Genomic DNA, 18,063 nt, shown 5'->3' with positions numbered 1-18,063 from the left:
ATGTTTGCCAGTCTTAAAAACCAAAACCAATATGCAGTTTACCCGTATTAATAATCTGGTGGGTTGGGTGGTATGTTTTATTGCCTGTACCGTGTATGTTTTAACCGCTGAGCCCGGGGGCAGTTTCTGGGATTGCGGCGAATTTGTGAGCAGTTGTTACCGGTTACAGATACCACACCCTCCCGGCGCCCCATTGTTTGTAATATTGGGTCGTTTATTCATTGTAATATTTGGAGATAGCCCGATGGCGGCCGCCAAAGCCGTGAACATCATGAGTGCACTGGCAAGTGGTTTTACTATTCTATTCCTGTTCTGGACCATTACCCATTTTGCACGTCGTATAGTAAATGTAAAAACAACCGATACACTCAATAGTGGTCAGCTCTGGAGCATCATGGGTGCTGGTGTGGTAGGTGCTTTAGCGTATACTTTCAGCGATTCATTCTGGTACAGTGCTGTGGAGGGTGAAGTATATGCCCTTTCATCATTCTTTACCGCCATCGTATTCTGGGCAATGCTCAAATGGGAAAACCATGCAGATGAACCCGGTGCCGATCGCTGGATCATCTTTATCTTTTTTATGATGGGGCTGTCAATCGGTGTTCACTTATTGAACCTATTGACCATTCCTGCCATTGTTATGGTATATTATTTCAGAAAAAGAGACAATTTCAACTATACTGTTCTTCGCAAATGGTTTCTGCGCCTGACTGCTATTGGTGGTGTACTGGCATTTATCGGTGCATTAATTATGGCCAATAGCGATGTAACAGAAAGAAACCCGGCCATGGACAGCACACTGGCCGGCTTAATGATCCTGGGAACTGCTGTTGCCATCGGCTTGCTGTTTCTGGTAGAAGGCATCAACAAAGAGAAAAAAGCCATTTATGGTGGTATCTATGTGTTCTTTGTACTCGCTTGTATAATTACCGGTGCTGTTCAGGTAGGCGTAATTCAATACACAGTAAAATTTGCAGGCACTTTCGACCGTTGGTTTGTAAATGGTTTTGGATTGCCATTCTTCTCCGGTTTTGCTTTCTTCTTTATACTTGTTGCCGTACTGATATGGTATGGGTTAAAATATGCAGCCCGCAAAAACTGGGCTTATCTGCGTTTGGGTTTGTGGTGTGTAACATTTATGCTGATGGGTTATAGTACCTATGTAACCACCATGATCCGCAGTAATGCGAACCCATCTGTAGACATGTATAACGTAGATAACCCCATCAGTCTTGTAGGCTACCTGGGTCGTGAGCAGTATGGCGATTTTCCATTGTTATACGGACAGAAATTCACTGCACGTCCCGTTGACCTGAAAACAACAGGCATGCGTTACCAGAAAGCAAGAGATAAATACATTGAGCTGGGTGAAGACAGAAAATATGCATTTGCACCAGCCGATAAAATGATATTTCCCCGTGTATGGGATATGAGTAATGATCAGAACCATGCAGATTATTATGCCTATTTCCTCGGCATCAATCGTTTGAACGATGGTAGCTGGGAACGTGACCCCAACCAGTTAGATAATATTAAATTCTTCCTTCAATACCAGGTGAACTGGATGTATTTCCGCTACTTCATGTGGAACTTTGCGGGTAAACAAAACGATAACCAGGGATTATTTGCCGGTAATGTAAGAGACGGTAACTGGATCACAGGTATTGCCCCGCTCGACCGGGTCATTTACGGCGATCAGAGTATGATGCCTGACAGCCTGAAGAATAATAAAGCCAATAATACCCTTTTTGCTTTACCATTAATTCTTGGACTGATAGGCTTGTTTTATCACCTGAAAAAACGTGGAGATGATTTTGGCGTGAACTTCCTGATGTTCTTCTTCACTGGTTTTGCCATTGTATTGTACCTCAACCAGCCGGGCTACCAGCCACGTGAACGCGATTACGCTTATGTGGGTAGTTTCTATGCATTTGCCGTATGGATTGGTATTGGTGTACTCAAAGTAAGAGACTGGCTGGGTAAAGCGGTAAAACAGGCAGGAGCATCGGCTATGCTGGCCACATTCATCTGCTTACTCGCAGTACCCGTATTAATGGCGCAACAGGAGTGGGATGACCATGACCGCAGTAAAAAAGTACTGGCTCCCGATCTGGCAAAAGATTACCTCGAAAGCTGTGCGCCCAATGCTATATTATTCACTTTTGGAGATAATGATACATATCCATTATGGTATGCACAGGAAGTAGAGGGTGTAAGAAGAGATGTACGTGTTATCAACTATAGTCTGTTGGGTATCGACTGGTATATCAACCAGCTTCGTTATAAAGTAAATGAAAGTGCACCGATAGATGTAATCTGGTCTGCCGAGCAGATTGAAGGTGGAAAGCGCGATTTCATTGAATACAGACCCGATCCGAGTATTCCCGAAAACAGGTATTATGATCTCTACGACCTGATGAAGAATTATGTAGGTAAAGACAATGAACAAAATGATTATAGCTATCCGGTAAGAAAATTATCAGTACCTGTTGACCGTGATGCGGTGATTAAAAATGGTACAGTCAATGCAACTGACAGTATTGCCAGCGAATTACGTTTTGAAATAGCCAAGACCACATTGATGAAAAATGACCTGGCTGTACTGAATGTAATAGCAGCCAATAAATGGGAGCGCCCCATTTATTTTACCGCTCCGCAAACTGATGGGTTAGGTTTAGACCAGTTCCTTCGCAGGGATGGTATGACTTATCGCTTAGTGCCGGTTGAAAACGATAGGGTAAATACCAACTGGATGCTGGATAAGGTAACCAACAAGTTCAAATTCGGTAATGCCAATGTACAGGGTGTATATTTTGATGAAGAAAACCGCCGTCACCTCAACAGCATCCGTACTGCTTATGCCGACCTGGCACTTGACCTAGCGTCAAAAAACAGGAAAGAAGAAGCGCGTAAAGTACTGAAACAGGTAGACAGCATGATGCTCGAAAGTAATTTCGCCTATGGCATGGCCAGCAGAGGTAATTTGCATAACAGGAATTCACTGGTATTCCTGGAAGCCTGTTATTTGTCGGGCGATACTACGCTGGCACAAAAAGTATCATCATCCGTGAAAAAGGATCTTGAACAGCAGGTGCGCTTCTACAATTCATTAAGCGGAAGAAAAGCAGAAGGTATGGAGCAGGAAAAACGTGCTGCAGAAAGCTATTTACAGGCTATATCACAAATGCAGACCATGTATAACCCCCAATTACAGATACCCGGGAAGATGATGGCAGCAGATACTACGCAGAAATAAATTCAATAAACCTTAATAAGCAAAGGGCTCCCGCAAAGGAGCCCTTTCTTTTTCTCATATCGCAAACCATTCAGTCTTTTTACTTGTTAAATTGCAGAGACATGCTCGGACACAGATTTATACATTTCGATCCCAATGAGAACAGCCAGGGTAAGTTTGAACAATTACTCAACCTGTTTATGCAATTGCTTACCTATACCAACGGCGATGCAGGAGAAGCTTTGCAATGGCTGAATGAACTCGATAAACAATACCAGCTTACCAATAATGAGTATGGTATGGGCGATTTTATCGAAGACCTGAAACAGAATGGATACCTAAACGAAGACCCGGCCAGCGGAAACTTTAATATCACCGCAAAATCAGAACAAACCATCCGTAAAAAAAGTCTGGAAGAGATATTCGGAAAACTCAAAAAAAGTAAACAGGGTAATCACCAGACATTCAAACCGGGTCAGGGAGATGAGATCAATCCCGATACGCGACCCTTTCAGTTTGGTGATATGCTGGAACAGATTGATTTTACAGAAAGTATTCGCAACGCACAAATTAATCGTGGGATAGAAAGTTTTTCCATGCAGGAAGATGATCTTCAGATCAGGGAAAGCGATTTCAAAACACAGACTTCCACCGTGCTGATGATCGATATTTCTCATTCCATGATTCTATATGGTGAAGACAGGATAACACCCGCCAAAAAAGTAGCCATGGCGCTCAGTGAACTCATCACCACCAAATACCCCAAAGACACGCTGGATATTGTAGTATTTGGAAATGATGCATGGAGCATAGAAATAAAAGACCTCCCTTATTTGCAGGTAGGACCATACCATACGAATACTGTTGCCGGACTTGAATTGGCCATGGATTTACTGCGAAGAAGAAAGAATCCGAACAAACAGATATTTATGATCACCGACGGTAAACCTACCTGTTTAAAAATTGGTGGCCGTTATTATAAAAACAGTTTTGGGTTAGACAGGAAAGTGGTGAATCGTTGTATTAATCTGGCAGCACAGTGTAAGAAGCTGAAAATACCCATAACCACATTCATGATTGCTTCTGATCCTTATCTGCAAAAATTTGTACAGGAGTTTACAGAAATGAATAATGGTAAGGCTTTCTTTGCCAGCTTAGATAAACTCGGAGCCTTTATTTTTAAGGACTTCGAAAGTGGCAAAAGGAGAACGGTTTATTAATTATAAAAGATACTATAAAACCCTGCTCCGGATTTTAATCCGGAGCAGGTGATATTTATATACTAAAAAATATGATGAAGATACAGGACATTAATACATTAGGGCAACTTAAAAAGAGTGGTTACAAACCACGCTCAGTGAAAGAAGAAATCAGAGCAAATCTGATTCGCTCCATTCAACAAAAAGAACAGCCTTTTACGGGTATTATCGGTTATGAAGACACTGTTATTCCCGATACTGAACGGGCTATACTGAGCAGACATAATATCTTATTCCTTGGCTTGCGTGGTCAGGCCAAGACCCGTATGGCCAGACAGATGGTTGATTTGCTGGATGAGTATATACCGGTAATAGCTGGTTCAGAAATCAATGATGATCCATTGGCGCCACTGAGCAAATTTGCAAAGGACTTAATTGCGGAACAGGGAGATGAAACACCAATCCGCTGGCTGCATCGCAGCGAAAGGTATGGGGAAAAACTGGCTACACCGGATGTGAGTGTAGCTGATTTGATTGGTGATATTGATCCTATTAAAGCCGCCAACCTGAAACTGAGTTTTGCAGATGAAAAAGTAATTCATTACGGTATCATACCCAGGAGCAACCGGGGTATTTTTGTAATCAATGAATTACCCGATCTGCAGGCAAGGATACAGGTGGCTTTATTCAATATTCTGCAGGAAGGAGATATACAGATACGCGGCTTTAAGTTAAGAATGCCACTTGATATTCTTTTTGTCTTTACTGCCAATCCCGAAGACTATACCAACCGGGGCAGTATTGTTACTCCATTAAAAGACAGGATACAGAGCCAGATACTCACACACTATCCAAAAACAATTGAACATTCACTGGCCATCACAGAACAGGAGGCGGTGTTAAGTAAAGACCAGGCTTCGCTGGTAGATATTAGTGACCTCATTAAAAGATTGATAGAACAGGTGGCTTTTGAAGCACGTAACAATGAATATGTAGATAAGAAAAGTGGTGTAAGTGCCCGATTAACGATAGCAGCATTTGAAAATGCGGTGAGTACGGCAGAGAGAAGGGCACTGATACATGGGGAAGAAAAAACACAGGTATGGATCAGCGACCTGAGTGGTATTATTCCGGCCATTACCGGTAAAATAGAACTGGTATATGAAGGAGAGCAGGAGGGACCATACCAGGTAGCAGTGAACCTGCTTGATAAAGCTATCCGCTCACAGTTTATCACCTATTTTCCTAACCCGGAGCAGGTTAAAAAAAGAAGACCGACAGGGAAAAAATCAATGGAAGAAAAGGAACCGGAGAATCCTTACAAATCTATTATCCGCTGGTTCGATGGAGGCAATCACCTCGACCTCCTGATGGATAGTAAAGACGAGGTAAGAATACAAACCTTATATAAAGTAGATGGTCTGTATGCATTTGTTAAAAAATATTTTCCCCAGGCCAATGAAAAACAACAGGCATTATTGATGGAATTTGTTTTACATGGTCTCGCCGCTTATTCATTAATCAGTAAAAGAACCATTGAAGGAAAAGTAGAATTCAAGGACCTCATCGGCAGCATGATGAACCTCGGCGATATGCAATTTGATAGTGAAGAGGAAGATTATAATTAACCCTGCGAAACCTCTGTTTACTTCTTTCTCTGCGGTGAATATTCGAGTAAATTCACCGCAGAGAAAGGAGTAAGCAAAGATTTCGCGGAGAGAAAATTTAGAATTTGAAACCGGCGGATATGCCTCCATAGAATGGGAAAACGCCAGCGCCGGTAATAAGCGGTGAAATAAATACCCTTGCAGTAAATCCTTTTTTCTCGGGCTGGTAACGATAACCAAAATTCAGGTATCCAAAAACAGTAGAACTGCTGTTGTCGAAAATATCTTCTCCATCGGTAATGGTAATAGCGCTGGCACCGGCACCCAGTTCGAGATAGTGGCCGTCGCTTCCCGATAAATGATTAAAACCTACAGGAATAGCAAAAATACCGGAATTGATAAACCCTATTCCGCCCATGCCTACACGAAATCCCCATCCTTTTTGTCCTTTAAAACGTTGGTCGTAGTTAGCAGAGAAAAGACCCGGGCCGCCAATTTCTCCATAGATGGATTTAGCGGGAGGTCCGGGTAAATCAGCATCTCTTTGCTGTGCGTAGAGGGCAGTGCCGGCAACTGTGATCAGTAAAAAAAGGGAAAGTAATATTTGCTTCATGGTTCAGTTTTTATACCTGACACCAAAATTGCCTGTTTCGCTGTTTATAAGCGAGCCATTCATACAATATCACCCATTCATGTGATATATGATCAAATCATTTCTTTCAACTGTTCCACTACTTTATCAATCTCTTCTTTGGTATTATTTTTTGAGAAAGAAAAGCGAACTGTTACCTGATTCGGGTTATTATTAACAGCCCTGATAACATGTGAACCCTGATCGGCACCACTGGTACAGGCACTACCACCACTGGCGCAGATATTATTGATGTCTAGATTGAACAAAATCATCTCACTTTTTTCTGTCTTGGGAAAACTGGCACTGATTACGGTGTACAAAGAACGTCCCAAAGTATCGCCATTGAAAGAAACACCTTTAATATGTTTCTTCAACTGTTCCATCATGTATATTTTCAGACTTTTGATATAGGTACTGTCTTGCTCATGGTTTTGAGTAGCCATTTCCAATGCTTTGGCAAAACCTACAATGCCATACAGGTTTTCTGTACCTGCACGCATATTTCTTTCCTGGCTTCCGCCGTGAACAAAAGGTTTAATTTTTACATTCTCATTAATGTATAATAAACCCACCCCTTTGGGTCCATGGAATTTATGGCTGGCGCCTGTAATAAAATGCACAGGTGTATTGCGCAGATCAAAAGGGAAGTGGCCCACCGTCTGCACTGTATCGCTATGAAAAATGGCACCATACAGCTTACATAATTCACCCACAGCGTGTATATCGAGAATATTACCAATTTCATTATTGGCATGCATCAATGAAACCAGGCATTTTTCTTCACTTTCGGCGAGTAAACGCTCAAGGTCTTCAAGATCAATATGTCCATTGGGTAACAGCTTTACATAACTCAGTGCCGCCTCACCCGAATGATACATATGTTCAACTGTATGGGTAGTGGCATGGTGTTCGATTACGGAAGAGATGATATGCTTACAACCCAGATCGCGCACTGCAGCTGTAATAGCAGTATTACTGCTCTCGGTGCCCCCACTGGTGAAAAATATCTCCGCTGGGTGAGCATTCAGGATCTTTGCCACGGTTTTACGGGCATTCTCAATGGCAAGACGGCTCTCACGGCCATAACTGTAAATAGATGAAGGGTTGCCAAACTGACTGGTCAGATAAGGCATCATAGCTTCCAGTACCACGGGATCGAGTGGGGTGGTAGCTGCATTATCCAGGTATATCCTTTCCATGCCGCAAAAGTAATGAAAAGTCAAAAGGCAAAAATCAAAATTCAAAAAGGCTGATAATCAGGTTTTTCTTAGCAAAAGAACTCCCAAGGATTTTTTTGATTTTTAAATTTTGGTTTTTAACTTTTAAAGCACTTCCTGTATATCCTTAATCAGCTTTCCTGCAATATTCGCTGCAACAGTTTCAGAATTGCTTTCTGCATAGATACGGATGATGGGCTCAGTGTTACTGGTGCGTAAATGTACCCAGTCGGTTTCAAATTCAATTTTCAATCCGTCTTCTGTATTGATGGGGTGTTTTTTATATTTCTTTTTGATGTGGTCAAAAATCTTTTTAAGATCGAATCCGGCAGTGAGTTCAATTTTGTTTTTACTCATGAAATAATCCGGATAAGTATTTCTTAATTGTTTCACCGATTTTTTTTCTTTGGCCAGGTGTGTCAGAAATAATGCAATGCCAATAAGAGCATCGCGGCCATAATGCAGATCGGGTACAATAATGCCTCCATTTCCTTCTCCGCCGATTACCGCATCTACAGCTTTCATTTTGGTAACCACATTTACTTCACCTACGGCACTTGGCGTGTAAGTGCCTCCATGTTTTACCGTTACATCTTTTAAGGCACGGGTAGATGACATATTACTTACTGTATTGCCTTTTCTATGCTGTAAAATATAATCGGCAACAGCAACAAGTGTATATTCTTCACCAAACAATGATCCGTCTTCGCAAACAAAACATAAACGATCCACATCAGGGTCCACAGCAATACCCAAATGCGCATTTTGTTTTACTACTTCATTACAAAGTTCACGCAGGTGTTCGGGCAGTGGTTCGGGGTTATGGGCAAAACGTCCGTTTACTTCGCCATTCAGTACCGTAACTTTTACGCCCAGCGCTTTTAACAAGAGCGGAACAGCAATGGCACCAGTACTGTTGATGGCATCCAATACTACATTGAATTTGGCTTTCCTGATAAGCGACACATCTACCAGTGGATAAGCCAGTACGGCATCTATATGTTGCTGTAATGCCTCATCGTTGGTTGTATAAGTACCCAATTTATCTACAGAAGCAAATTCATAGTCGTCTTTGGAAGCAATGTCTAACATGGCAGCGCCATCGGCACCACTGATGAATTCTCCTTTCTCATTCAACAGTTTCAGGGCATTCCATTCTTTGGGGTTATGGCTGGCAGTAAGAATAATACCACCCGCTGCTTTTTCAAATACCACGGCCATTTCAACAGTAGGCGTAGTGCTTAATCCAAGATCTACAACATCAAGTCCAAGGGCATTCAGTGTACTCACCACCAGTCGCTGAACCATTTCACCACTGATACGTCCGTCGCGGCCAATTACTATTTTTTTATTGCTGCCAGACTGCTGTAACAGCCAGGTGCCGTAAGCTGCAGTAAAACGAACTACGTCTAAAGGGCTTAATGTTTCACCGGGCTTACCGCCAATGGTTCCTCGAATACCTGAGATGCTTTTAATCAATGCCATGATAGGGTTTTTAGCGCCTGCAAACATAATTCAAATTTTTTGTAAGCCTGCTTGCTGTAATTTCGCTTTATCAAAGTGTTTTTATGCCGGATAAAGCGTGGTTTAAGGATTGGTTCAATTCTCATTATTATCATTTGTTATACCAGCACAGAGATGATCGTGAGGCGCTTGCATTTATCGACACACTGATACGCTTTCTTCAACCCACCCCCGGTTCAACCATGTTAGATGTGGCCTGCGGTAAAGGAAGACACAGCAAAGCACTCGCAGAAATGGGGTTTGATGTAACTGGTATTGATCTCTCTGCAGCATCTGTAAGCGCGGCAAAAGAAGAAGAAACAGACAGGCTTCATTTTTATCAGCATGATATGCGTTTACCATTCAGGGTAAACTATTACGACTATGCATTTAATTTCTTTACCAGCTTTGGTTATTTCAGAACAAGACGGGAGCATGATAATGCCATCCGAACCATTGCGCAGAGTTTAAAACATGGGGGATATTTTATCATCGATTACCTCAATGTACATTATGCAGAAGACCATCTCGATAAATCTTTTACAACAGAAACAGAGGATGTGGCTTTTCATATTACCAAATGGCAGGACGAGGAACATTTTTTTAAACAGATACAGGTAACAGATCATACACATAAAAATCCACATCACCTGTACACAGAAAGGGTGGCAAAATTTTCTTTGGGCGATTTCACCGATATGATGGCTTATCAGGGAATGCAGGTACAGGAAGTATTTGGAGACTATCAGTTAGGCCGATACGATGTTCGTCGTTCTCCGCGAATGATTATTCTGGCTAAGAAAAACTGAGTGGTATTATACTATTTCTTTTCGCTGATGGCTGCCGGAAGCTTCCACATATTACCCCCTACAAAAATGGCTCCACCCTTTGCTTTTGATTTGTCGAATGCATGTGTTCCCGGCATATTGTACACATAACTACTGTCGGGCGATAATACGGGCATTACATTTTTATTTACATAAGCCGGCATGATAATTTTTGGCCTGAATTGCTCTTGCATAAGAATGGGCTGCTTTTTCTTCAATAAATCAAGAGGTGTTTTTAATTGGGCCTCGTTCTTTTTCTTTACACTGTCTAAATACTGTTGCATACTCATCACTGAATTTGCTTCTTTTTTTTGCTGACCCCAGACAGCTATTACAATTACGAGAGAAAAGCCAAATAGCAGTAGTTGTTTCATAATAGAAAAATACACCATTTGATTTGTCAATACAAGCTTTCTTTGTTAAAACTTTATTAACCACCGGCTTTTGTAAAGCATGGGTCAAACAGTACCTTTACACTATAATGAACAATTATACATTGCTTCAGCATTTTTTTCAACGGCTACTCAACCTGGTTCTGGAACTGGACACATGGTTGTTCCTGAAAATCAATACGGTACTCACCAACCCGGTACTCGATACCATTCTTCCGCTATGGCGCGATTCTGAACTATGGGCGCCTTTCTACCTTTTTCTGATAGTATTTGCCCTGATGAATTTTGGTAAGAAAGGCTGGGTATGGATATTATTTGCCGTTATCAATGTAACCCTTACCGATCAGGTCAGCAGTTCAATCATCAAAAAATGGGTTGCCCGAATCCGCCCCTGCAATGAAGAAGCACTGGTGGGTAAAATGCGTTTGTTACTGGAGCATTGTTCCGGTGGGTTTAGTTTTACTTCATCGCATGCGACCAATCACTTCGGCTTCGCGGTCTTTGTATTTCTTACCACCAAACATTTTATGGGCAAATGGAGCCGGTGGTTATTGGTATGGGCCGCCACCATCAGCTATGCACAGGTATATGTGGGTGTACATTATCCGGTTGATGTATTCATGGGTGCGTTATTGGGTATGGGTATCGGTACACTCACTGCTAAATACTATAACAAGAAAATTGGTTTGATCAGTATCGGTCAACCTTTATAATCTTCCCTATGAATAATCGATTATTTGGTTTCATCCTCTCAGCCTGTGTGGTGGTGTATATCATATCCATGTGGCAAATACCTGTAATCGATATCGATGCGGCACAATATGCATCCATGAGCAGGGAAATGATGGAAAACGGTTCCTACCTGAAGCTCTACGATTTAGGGTTTGATTACCTCGATAAGCCGCCCATGTTGTTCTGGTTATCCTCACTCAGCCTGCAATTATTTGGTGTATTCGACTGGGCCTATCGATTGCCATCTGTTCTCATGTTATTATTGGGGGTGTATGCTACTTACCAGCTTGCTTTATTGTTTTATCATCGCACCATTGCACAATTATCAGCCATCGTGCTGGCTTCCTCACAGGCTGTTTTTTTAATGGTACATGATGTACGCTGCGATACCATGTTAATGGGTTGGGTAATCCTCAGTTTATGGCAACTGGCTGCCTGGTACCAGACCCATCGATGGAAACATTTCCTGCTGGGTTTTGCTGCCATAGCAGGCGGCATGATGACCAAAGGGCCTATTGCCCTGATGATACCAGCCTTTGCTTTTGTACCACATTTTATATTGAGAAGAGAGTGGAAGCAGTTTTTCAGGTGGGAATATATTGCAGGTATACTCCTGGTAGCAGTGTTATTAATACCCATGAGTATTGGTCTTTATCAGCAATACGATCTGGAACCCGGTAAAGTATTTCATGGGAGGGCCATACAATCGGGACTTCGTTTTTATTACTGGACACAAAGTTTTGGTCGATATACCGGTGAAAATGTATTCAATGAAATGAATCATTTTACTTTTCTGCTGGAGAATATGCTCTGGAGTTTTCTTCCCTGGATTATTTTTTTCCTGCTTGGATTGGTATTTACCATCCGGCAATTGGTTCAACAAAAATTCAGGATAGGGGTAACAGAGGAGTGGATCAGTACCGGTGGTTTCATCATCACTTATTGTATTCTGGCCCGAAGCCAGGCACAGTTACCCCATTATATTTTTGTGGTACTGCCTCTGGCGGCCATCATTACAGCCCGAACGGTTTATGCTTTATTATTTGAAGCAAAAAAGCCGGGACTCACCCGAATACTTTTTTGGATACATACAGTAATTTTCTCTTTGTTGTGGGTAGCAGTTATTATACTGATGGTATGGCCCTTCCCGGCCATTCATTTGCTGATTAAAGTAGTGAGTGTGGTGGGGTTATTAACCTACCTCTTTATACTCTTTAAACCCTTTAGCAGTATGCACAAACTGATGCAAATGGCATTGTTTACGGTAATTGGTGTGAATTTCTGTCTGGCGTCGGGTTTTTATCCGCAACTTTTGCGGTATCAGTTTGGTAATACAGTAGCCAAAGTATTGGAGGAAAAAAACATCAACAAAGAAAAAGTGATACTGTATAATATCGATGAGAGCAGGGCGCTCCATTTTTATGGGAAACATATTTTTCAGCGTAAAACAGACAGTTTATTGCTCCGTCCGGATGAGGTGCTGATTACCCGAAAAGAGAGTCTTTCCGCACTTCAACAACGCTTTCCCAACCTGAATACTATATTTGAGGGAGCATACTATGGGGTAAGCATGTTAAGTCTGCCCTTTCTGAATCCTGAAACAAGAGCAAAAGAAACAATGCCATATGTGCTGGTTGACCTTGATGGCCGACCTTAGAAACCTGAAATTATTATGACTGAAATATTGATCATACTGGGTCTTATTATCCTGAACGGTTTTTTTTCCATGGCAGAAATTGCCTTGGTTTCTGCGCGTAAAGCAAGGCTGGAAGCCCAGGCGGCGAAAGGTGATGTAGATGCCAAACGTGCACTGGAACTGGCCAATCATCCCGATACTTTTTTATCTACCATACAAATTGGTATTACACTGGTAGGGGTTTTAACAGGTATCTATTCAGGCGGAACCTTTAAAGAACCACTGAGAGTATGGCTCGAAGGGTATGGTATGGATAGCGATTATGCCGGAACCGTAGCTACCACCATCATCGTTATTATCGTAACTTATTTATCGCTGGTATTGGGCGAACTCGTGCCTAAAAGAATTGGCCTCAGTAATCCGGAAGGCATTGCCAAATCGGTTGCCGGACCCATGCGTATCATTTCCTGGATCACTTATCCTTTTATATGGCTGCTGAGTAAATCCTCTCATCTCATTATGCGTCTGCTCAATATGAAGCCCAATGATAACCAGGTGACGGAAGAAGAAATAAAAGCGATTATCAGTGAGGGAACAGAACAGGGTACCATTGAAGAAGCAGAACAGGAAATCATTGAACGGGTATTTCACCTGAGCGACCGTAATATTACTTCTCTCATGACCCACCGCAGCGATATTGTTTGGCTGGAAGTAGAAGATACAGTTATGAGGGTGCGTGATGAGGTAATGGAAAATATGCACTCCGTATATCCGGTCTGCGAAAAAGATGTTGATCATATAAAAGGAGTTGTTTCGTTGAAAGACCTGTTTGCCGCCGAATCGGGCAGCAGGATCAGTGAACTCATGAAAGACGCCATGTATGTGCCTGAAAACAATACAGCTTATCAGGTGCTGGAGAAATTCAAGCAAACCAAAATTCATCATTGCTTTATTGTGGATGAATATGGTTCTGTATTGGGATTGATTACATTGAACGATATCCTGGAAGCCATTGTGGGCGATATTCCACAGGAAGAAGACGAGGCTTATGAAATTAAGGAAAGAGCCGATGGCAGTTTTCTGGTAGATGCGCAGATACCATTCTACGATTTCCTTACCCATTTCGATAAAACAGAATGGATGATGGAAGGCGACCGCGATTTCGATACCCTGGCCGGCTTTATCATTCATGAACTGGAAAAAATACCGGTAACGGGCGATACCCTCGACTGGAAAATGTTCAAATTCGAAATCGTAGACATGGACCAGCACCGCATAGACAAAATACTGGTTTCCATTAGTGAATAAGGTATATTAAAAATACACCTCTCGTTCTCCCTTTCTCCTTGTTAAATACATTCGCATTAGTAGCCTGTTAAAAACAAAAAACATTTTTAGCAGGGAGAACGGGAGAGGGAACAAATCAAAAAGAAAATGAGATGTCCCGTTTGGGGTAATCCAGTTTATAGGTTTTCTGAACTCCTTTCGATTTTACATGAACAATATTTACCTGTTTGGTTTCATAATCGTATAAAAGACTGCAATCAATGCCCACCTGGTTAACCACGGGTTGTTTATCAATCTCAAAATAACACCAGGTACTTTCCATTTGCTGTTCATAGCCCACCAGCGAAAAACGAACAGGTTTACCATTCACTGTGAGTTTCAGGTGATCCGTCATATATGCCTGTAAATTTTTCTCAATCACAGCTTTATCACCCGGACTAAGGATATTGATCTTTTGTTTACTGTATTGTTGTAATGTTTTTTCCAGGTCATCACTGAAAACACGCACACTGATTTCAAGGCTTGCTTCTTTGGGGTTATGGTTGATATCAATTACCGACATAAAAAAAGGGTGTGCCATTGAAAGCATACCTGTGAGCATCCATTGAATTATTATATTTACCATTTATTAAACTGCTTGTTCGGGTAACAAATGTCACAATAAATTCGCAATTCAGCTATGGATCAGTTTTTAACTTATTTCAAAGTGGGTTTTGGTCATATTATAAGCAGGGATCTTGGGGTAGATCATATTCTGTTTATTGTGGCATTGACCATCCGTTACCAGTTTGCCGACTGGAAAAAATTGCTGGTATTAGTTACAGCTTTTACCATCGGGCATTCCATTACACTTGCATTGAGTGTATTTAATATTGTGAATTATTCCATTGCATGGATTGAGTTCCTGATACCGGTTACCATTGTAATTACGGCACTGAGCAACTTATTTGTCAAAAAGTTCAGCTTCAATACACGTTTTCCCCTGATTTATTTCTTCGCATTATTTTTCGGATTAATACATGGACTCGGCTTCAGTAACTACCTGAAAAGCATGCTGGGAAAGGATTCCTCGGTGGTGTGGGAGTTGTTGGCTTTTAATGTAGGGCTCGAAGCAGGACAACTGCTAATTGTACTGGCTATGTTGATCATTTCATTTATATTCGTCAATCTTTTTAAGTGCAACCGCAGGGAGTTCCTGTTGTATATCAGCGGGGGTGCATTTGTTGTGGCACTTTTAATGGCATTAGAAAGGGTTCCTCATTAAAAAACCAATGAAATGAGCCATGACAAGATTTGATATCAATTCAAATGTTTATTGGCGAATTTCATCCCGTTTTACGGAACAAGTTGTAACCAAAATCAATAACTATCAACAAATGAAAAAAATTGCTTTACTGGTGATGGGGTCGGTATTACTGGTGTCTGCGCAAGCGCAGAATATCATGAACAATCCGACATCCAATCATGGCAACAGGTTTGAACAGTTGGGTACTATTTTACCCACACCCAATGAGTACCGTACTGCTAGTGGCGCCCCGGGCCCCAAATACTGGCAGCAACGTGCTGATTATAATATTAAATGTGAACTGGATGAAGCCAACCTGAAACTCAAGGGTAGCGAAACAGTGACTTACTATAATAATTCACCTGATATACTTACTTATATCTGGTTGCAACTCGATGAAAACGAGCATAACTCATTAAAAAATGCAGGTTATGAAGATGGATCTTCACTCCGTCAGGTATCGGTAAACGGACTTGATGGTATGGAAGAGCGCAAAACCGATAATTGTTATGGTCATATCATCAGTAAACTTACCGATGCTACAGGCAAAAACCTGAAATATACCATCAACCGTACCATGATGCGTATTGATCTGCCAACGGCTTTAAAACCAGGGCAGAAATTTGTATTCAATTTAGACTGGAGCTATAAAATATCCGACCGTATGACCAAAGGTGGTCGCGGTGGTTATGAACTGGTAGATGGCAATCACCTGTTTACCATGGCGCAGTGGTTCCCACGTCTTTGTGTGTACAGCGATTTTCAGGGATGGCAGAACCAGCAGTTTACAGGTAGAGGAGAGTTTGCACTGGCTTTTGGTAATTATACCGTACAGATTACAGTACCATCAGATCATGTGGTATTGAGTACAGGGGAATGCCAGAACTATGCACAGGTATTAACACCGGCACAATTGGGTCGCTGGAACAAAGCCCAGACTGCAACGGAGCCCGTAGAAGTGGTAACGCTGGAAGAAGCGAAAAAAGCAGAACAGGGTAAAAGCACACAGAAAAAAACCTGGATATACAAAGCCGATAATGTGCGAGATTTCGCCTGGACCTCCAGCCGTAAATATGTTTGGGATGCCATGCCGGCCTATGTAGAGGGTAAGAAAATAATGTGTATGAGTGGTTATGGTAAAGAAGCCTATGGATTGTACAGGAAATATTCAACCAAAGCTGTAGCACATACCATTAAGTCTTATTCAAAATTCTCTATTCCTTATCCATATCCTGTGGCACAAAGTATTGAAGCTGCGAACGGAATGGAATACCCGATGATCTGTTTCAACTATGGCCGTACCAATGCTGACGGTACTTATAGTGAAGCCACCAAGAATGGTATGCTGGGTGTAATCATTCATGAAGTAGGGCATAATTTCTTCCCCATGATAGTGAACAGTGATGAGCGTCAGTGGTCATGGATGGATGAAGGACTGAATACTTTTGTTCAATACCTGTCTGAGGAGTTATGGGATAATAAATTCCCTTCACGCCGCGGGCCGGCCTGGGCGATTGTAGATTACATGAAATCTCCCAAAGAGCAGTTAGAGCCTATTATGACCAACAGCGAAAATATCATTCAGTTTGGTCCGAATGCTTATTCAAAACCTGCTACCGGTTTAAATATCCTGCGTGAAACCATTATGGGAAGAGAGTTATTCGATTTTGCTTTCCGTGAATATGCACGTCGCTGGGCTTTTAAACATCCAACACCTGCCGATCTTTTCCGTACCATGGAAGATGCCAGTGCGGTTGACCTCGACTGGTTCTGGAGAGGATGGTTCTATGGTATTGAAGCATGCGATATTGCTATTGATACCGTTCGTTATGCCGTATTTGATGCCAATGCTGTTCCACAAGCCAGAACTGGTGGAGCACCGCGTACATTAGCCATGGATAAGCCCTTGGTGAATGCTTTTGAAGATGTATCAAAGATCCGTAACCGTGAAGATAAAAGTATTGTGTTCCAGACCGATGTTGATACTTCCTTACGCGACTTCTACTGGAGATATGCCCGTGGTTTGGAACCCTATGATTCTGTAACCAAAGTACCAATGCCTGCTTTTGCTACTCCTGAAGTATTAACAGATGCAGAGAAAGCCAAATACAAAGACATGCACTTGTATGAAATTACTTTCAGCAACAAGGGTGGTCTGGTAATGCCCCTGATTGTTGAGTTTACTTTTGAAGATGGTACCAAAGAAACACAGCATTTATCGGCACAGATATGGAGAAAGAATGAAAATAAAGTAACACGCGTGTTTATGACTAAAAAGAAAGCGGTTAGTATTAAACAGGACCCCATGCGTGAAACAGCAGATATCAATGAAGCAAACAACAAATGGCCCGCAGTGGCGGAACCCACCAAGTTTCAGTTATTTAAAATGGGAGGAGCTGCCCGCGGACAGTCGCTGGGTGTGAATCCTATGCAGAATGCACAACAGAAAAGAAATTAAAGTATAGGATACGATAGTGAAAGCCATCCCGACCCGGTCGGGATGGCTTTT

The 18,063-nt window shown here is 41.9% G+C and carries 14 protein-coding genes; 9 read left to right on the top strand and 5 right to left on the bottom strand.

Annotated features, from left to right (window positions below; genetic code table 11):
- The first annotated feature begins 4 nt into the window (after window positions 1-4).
- The 3 genes from KXJ59_RS14845 to KXJ59_RS14835 all read left to right on the top strand — a co-directional run bounded on the left by KXJ59_RS14845 (window position 5) and on the right by KXJ59_RS14835 (window position 6,062).
- Complete coding sequence (locus KXJ59_RS14845; RefSeq protein WP_295206367.1) at window positions 5-3,256, top strand: DUF2723 domain-containing protein; 3,252 nt, start codon at window positions 5-7, stop codon at window positions 3,254-3,256.
- Between the two features lie 101 nt (window positions 3,257-3,357).
- Window positions 3,358-4,455 (top strand): VWA domain-containing protein, encoded by a 1,098-nt coding sequence (locus KXJ59_RS14840; protein ID WP_295206365.1) that lies wholly within the window; start codon window positions 3,358-3,360, stop codon window positions 4,453-4,455.
- 71 nt (window positions 4,456-4,526) lie between these two features.
- Window positions 4,527-6,062, top strand: coding sequence for a sigma 54-interacting transcriptional regulator (locus KXJ59_RS14835; protein WP_295206363.1), 1,536 nt, complete (start codon window positions 4,527-4,529; stop codon window positions 6,060-6,062).
- A gap of 97 nt (window positions 6,063-6,159) precedes the next feature.
- Here KXJ59_RS14835 and KXJ59_RS14830 read toward each other — a convergent pair whose 3' ends face one another.
- From KXJ59_RS14830 to glmM, 3 genes are all read right to left on the bottom strand, one after another.
- Window positions 6,160-6,654, bottom strand: a complete 495-nt coding sequence (locus KXJ59_RS14830; protein WP_295206362.1) for a hypothetical protein — start codon at window positions 6,652-6,654, stop codon at window positions 6,160-6,162.
- Window positions 6,655-6,746: 92 nt separating this feature from the next.
- Window positions 6,747-7,874, bottom strand: coding sequence for a cysteine desulfurase family protein (locus KXJ59_RS14825; protein ID WP_295206360.1), 1,128 nt, complete (start codon window positions 7,872-7,874; stop codon window positions 6,747-6,749).
- 123 nt (window positions 7,875-7,997) lie between these two features.
- Complete coding sequence (gene glmM, locus KXJ59_RS14820) at window positions 7,998-9,377, bottom strand: phosphoglucosamine mutase (RefSeq protein WP_295206359.1); 1,380 nt, start codon at window positions 9,375-9,377, stop codon at window positions 7,998-8,000.
- Between the two features lie 83 nt (window positions 9,378-9,460).
- Between glmM and KXJ59_RS14815 the strand changes: the two genes are divergently transcribed.
- Window positions 9,461-10,204, top strand: coding sequence for a class I SAM-dependent methyltransferase (locus KXJ59_RS14815; protein ID WP_295206357.1), 744 nt, complete (start codon window positions 9,461-9,463; stop codon window positions 10,202-10,204).
- Between the two features lie 11 nt (window positions 10,205-10,215).
- Here KXJ59_RS14815 and KXJ59_RS14810 read toward each other — a convergent pair whose 3' ends face one another.
- Window positions 10,216-10,596: a hypothetical protein gene (locus KXJ59_RS14810; protein WP_295206354.1), complete on the bottom strand. Its 381-nt coding sequence runs from the start codon at window positions 10,594-10,596 to the stop codon at window positions 10,216-10,218.
- A 107-nt stretch (window positions 10,597-10,703) separates the two neighbouring features.
- Between KXJ59_RS14810 and KXJ59_RS14805 the strand changes: the two genes are divergently transcribed.
- From KXJ59_RS14805 to KXJ59_RS14795, 3 genes are read left to right on the top strand one after another with little or no spacing between them, the layout of a single operon-like run.
- A complete protein-coding gene (locus KXJ59_RS14805) occupies window positions 10,704-11,327 on the top strand; it encodes a phosphatase PAP2 family protein (protein ID WP_295206352.1) in 624 nt (207 codons plus the stop codon).
- An 8-nt stretch (window positions 11,328-11,335) separates the two neighbouring features.
- Complete coding sequence (locus tag KXJ59_RS14800; RefSeq protein ID WP_295206350.1) at window positions 11,336-13,003, top strand: glycosyltransferase family 39 protein; 1,668 nt, start codon at window positions 11,336-11,338, stop codon at window positions 13,001-13,003.
- Between the two features lie 15 nt (window positions 13,004-13,018).
- On the top strand, window positions 13,019-14,290 hold the full coding sequence (locus tag KXJ59_RS14795) for a hemolysin family protein (RefSeq protein ID WP_295206348.1): 1,272 nt from the start codon (window positions 13,019-13,021) through the stop codon (window positions 14,288-14,290).
- A gap of 115 nt (window positions 14,291-14,405) precedes the next feature.
- Here the strand turns inward: KXJ59_RS14795 and KXJ59_RS14790 are convergent, their stop codons facing one another.
- Window positions 14,406-14,894, bottom strand: a complete 489-nt coding sequence (locus KXJ59_RS14790) for a DUF6702 family protein (protein ID WP_295206346.1) — start codon at window positions 14,892-14,894, stop codon at window positions 14,406-14,408.
- A gap of 54 nt (window positions 14,895-14,948) precedes the next feature.
- Between KXJ59_RS14790 and KXJ59_RS14785 the strand changes: the two genes are divergently transcribed.
- Together KXJ59_RS14785 and KXJ59_RS14780 are read left to right on the top strand one after the other, a co-directional pair.
- Window positions 14,949-15,533 (top strand): HupE/UreJ family protein, encoded by a 585-nt coding sequence (locus KXJ59_RS14785; protein WP_295206345.1) that lies wholly within the window; start codon window positions 14,949-14,951, stop codon window positions 15,531-15,533.
- A gap of 112 nt (window positions 15,534-15,645) precedes the next feature.
- Window positions 15,646-18,012 carry a M1 family metallopeptidase gene (locus KXJ59_RS14780; protein ID WP_295206342.1) on the top strand — a complete coding sequence of 789 codons (2,367 nt, stop codon included), beginning with the start codon at window positions 15,646-15,648 and terminating at the stop codon, window positions 18,010-18,012.
- The last annotated feature ends 51 nt before the right edge of the window (window positions 18,013-18,063 follow it).

It is taken from the genome of Sediminibacterium sp. (assembly GCF_019264485.1).
Classification (GTDB): domain Bacteria; phylum Bacteroidota; class Bacteroidia; order Chitinophagales; family Chitinophagaceae; genus Sediminibacterium.
The sequence above is the reverse complement of the archived record's forward strand: the minus strand, read 5'-3'. Positions and strand labels throughout refer to the sequence as shown.

What these genes read in the sequence shown, in the direction of transcription:
- KXJ59_RS14795 (WP_295206348.1), top strand. Translation starts at nt 13,019, where the DNA reads ATGACTGAAATATTGATCATACTGGGTCTTATTATCCTGAACGGTTTT.
- KXJ59_RS14835 (WP_295206363.1), top strand. Translation starts at nt 4,527, where the DNA reads ATGATGAAGATACAGGACATTAATACATTAGGGCAACTTAAAAAGAGT.
- KXJ59_RS14840 (WP_295206365.1), top strand. Translation starts at nt 3,358, where the DNA reads ATGCTCGGACACAGATTTATACATTTCGATCCCAATGAGAACAGCCAG.
- KXJ59_RS14790 (WP_295206346.1), bottom strand. Translation starts at nt 14,894, where the DNA reads ATGGTAAATATAATAATTCAATGGATGCTCACAGGTATGCTTTCAATG.
- KXJ59_RS14815 (WP_295206357.1), top strand. Translation starts at nt 9,461, where the DNA reads ATGCCGGATAAAGCGTGGTTTAAGGATTGGTTCAATTCTCATTATTAT.
- KXJ59_RS14810 (WP_295206354.1), bottom strand. Translation starts at nt 10,596, where the DNA reads ATGAAACAACTACTGCTATTTGGCTTTTCTCTCGTAATTGTAATAGCT.
- KXJ59_RS14830 (WP_295206362.1), bottom strand. Translation starts at nt 6,654, where the DNA reads ATGAAGCAAATATTACTTTCCCTTTTTTTACTGATCACAGTTGCCGGC.
- KXJ59_RS14805 (WP_295206352.1), top strand. Translation starts at nt 10,704, where the DNA reads ATGAACAATTATACATTGCTTCAGCATTTTTTTCAACGGCTACTCAAC.
- KXJ59_RS14785 (WP_295206345.1), top strand. Translation starts at nt 14,949, where the DNA reads ATGGATCAGTTTTTAACTTATTTCAAAGTGGGTTTTGGTCATATTATA.
- glmM (WP_295206359.1), bottom strand. Translation starts at nt 9,377, where the DNA reads ATGGCATTGATTAAAAGCATCTCAGGTATTCGAGGAACCATTGGCGGT.
- KXJ59_RS14825 (WP_295206360.1), bottom strand. Translation starts at nt 7,874, where the DNA reads ATGGAAAGGATATACCTGGATAATGCAGCTACCACCCCACTCGATCCC.
- KXJ59_RS14800 (WP_295206350.1), top strand. Translation starts at nt 11,336, where the DNA reads ATGAATAATCGATTATTTGGTTTCATCCTCTCAGCCTGTGTGGTGGTG.
- KXJ59_RS14780 (WP_295206342.1), top strand. Translation starts at nt 15,646, where the DNA reads ATGAAAAAAATTGCTTTACTGGTGATGGGGTCGGTATTACTGGTGTCT.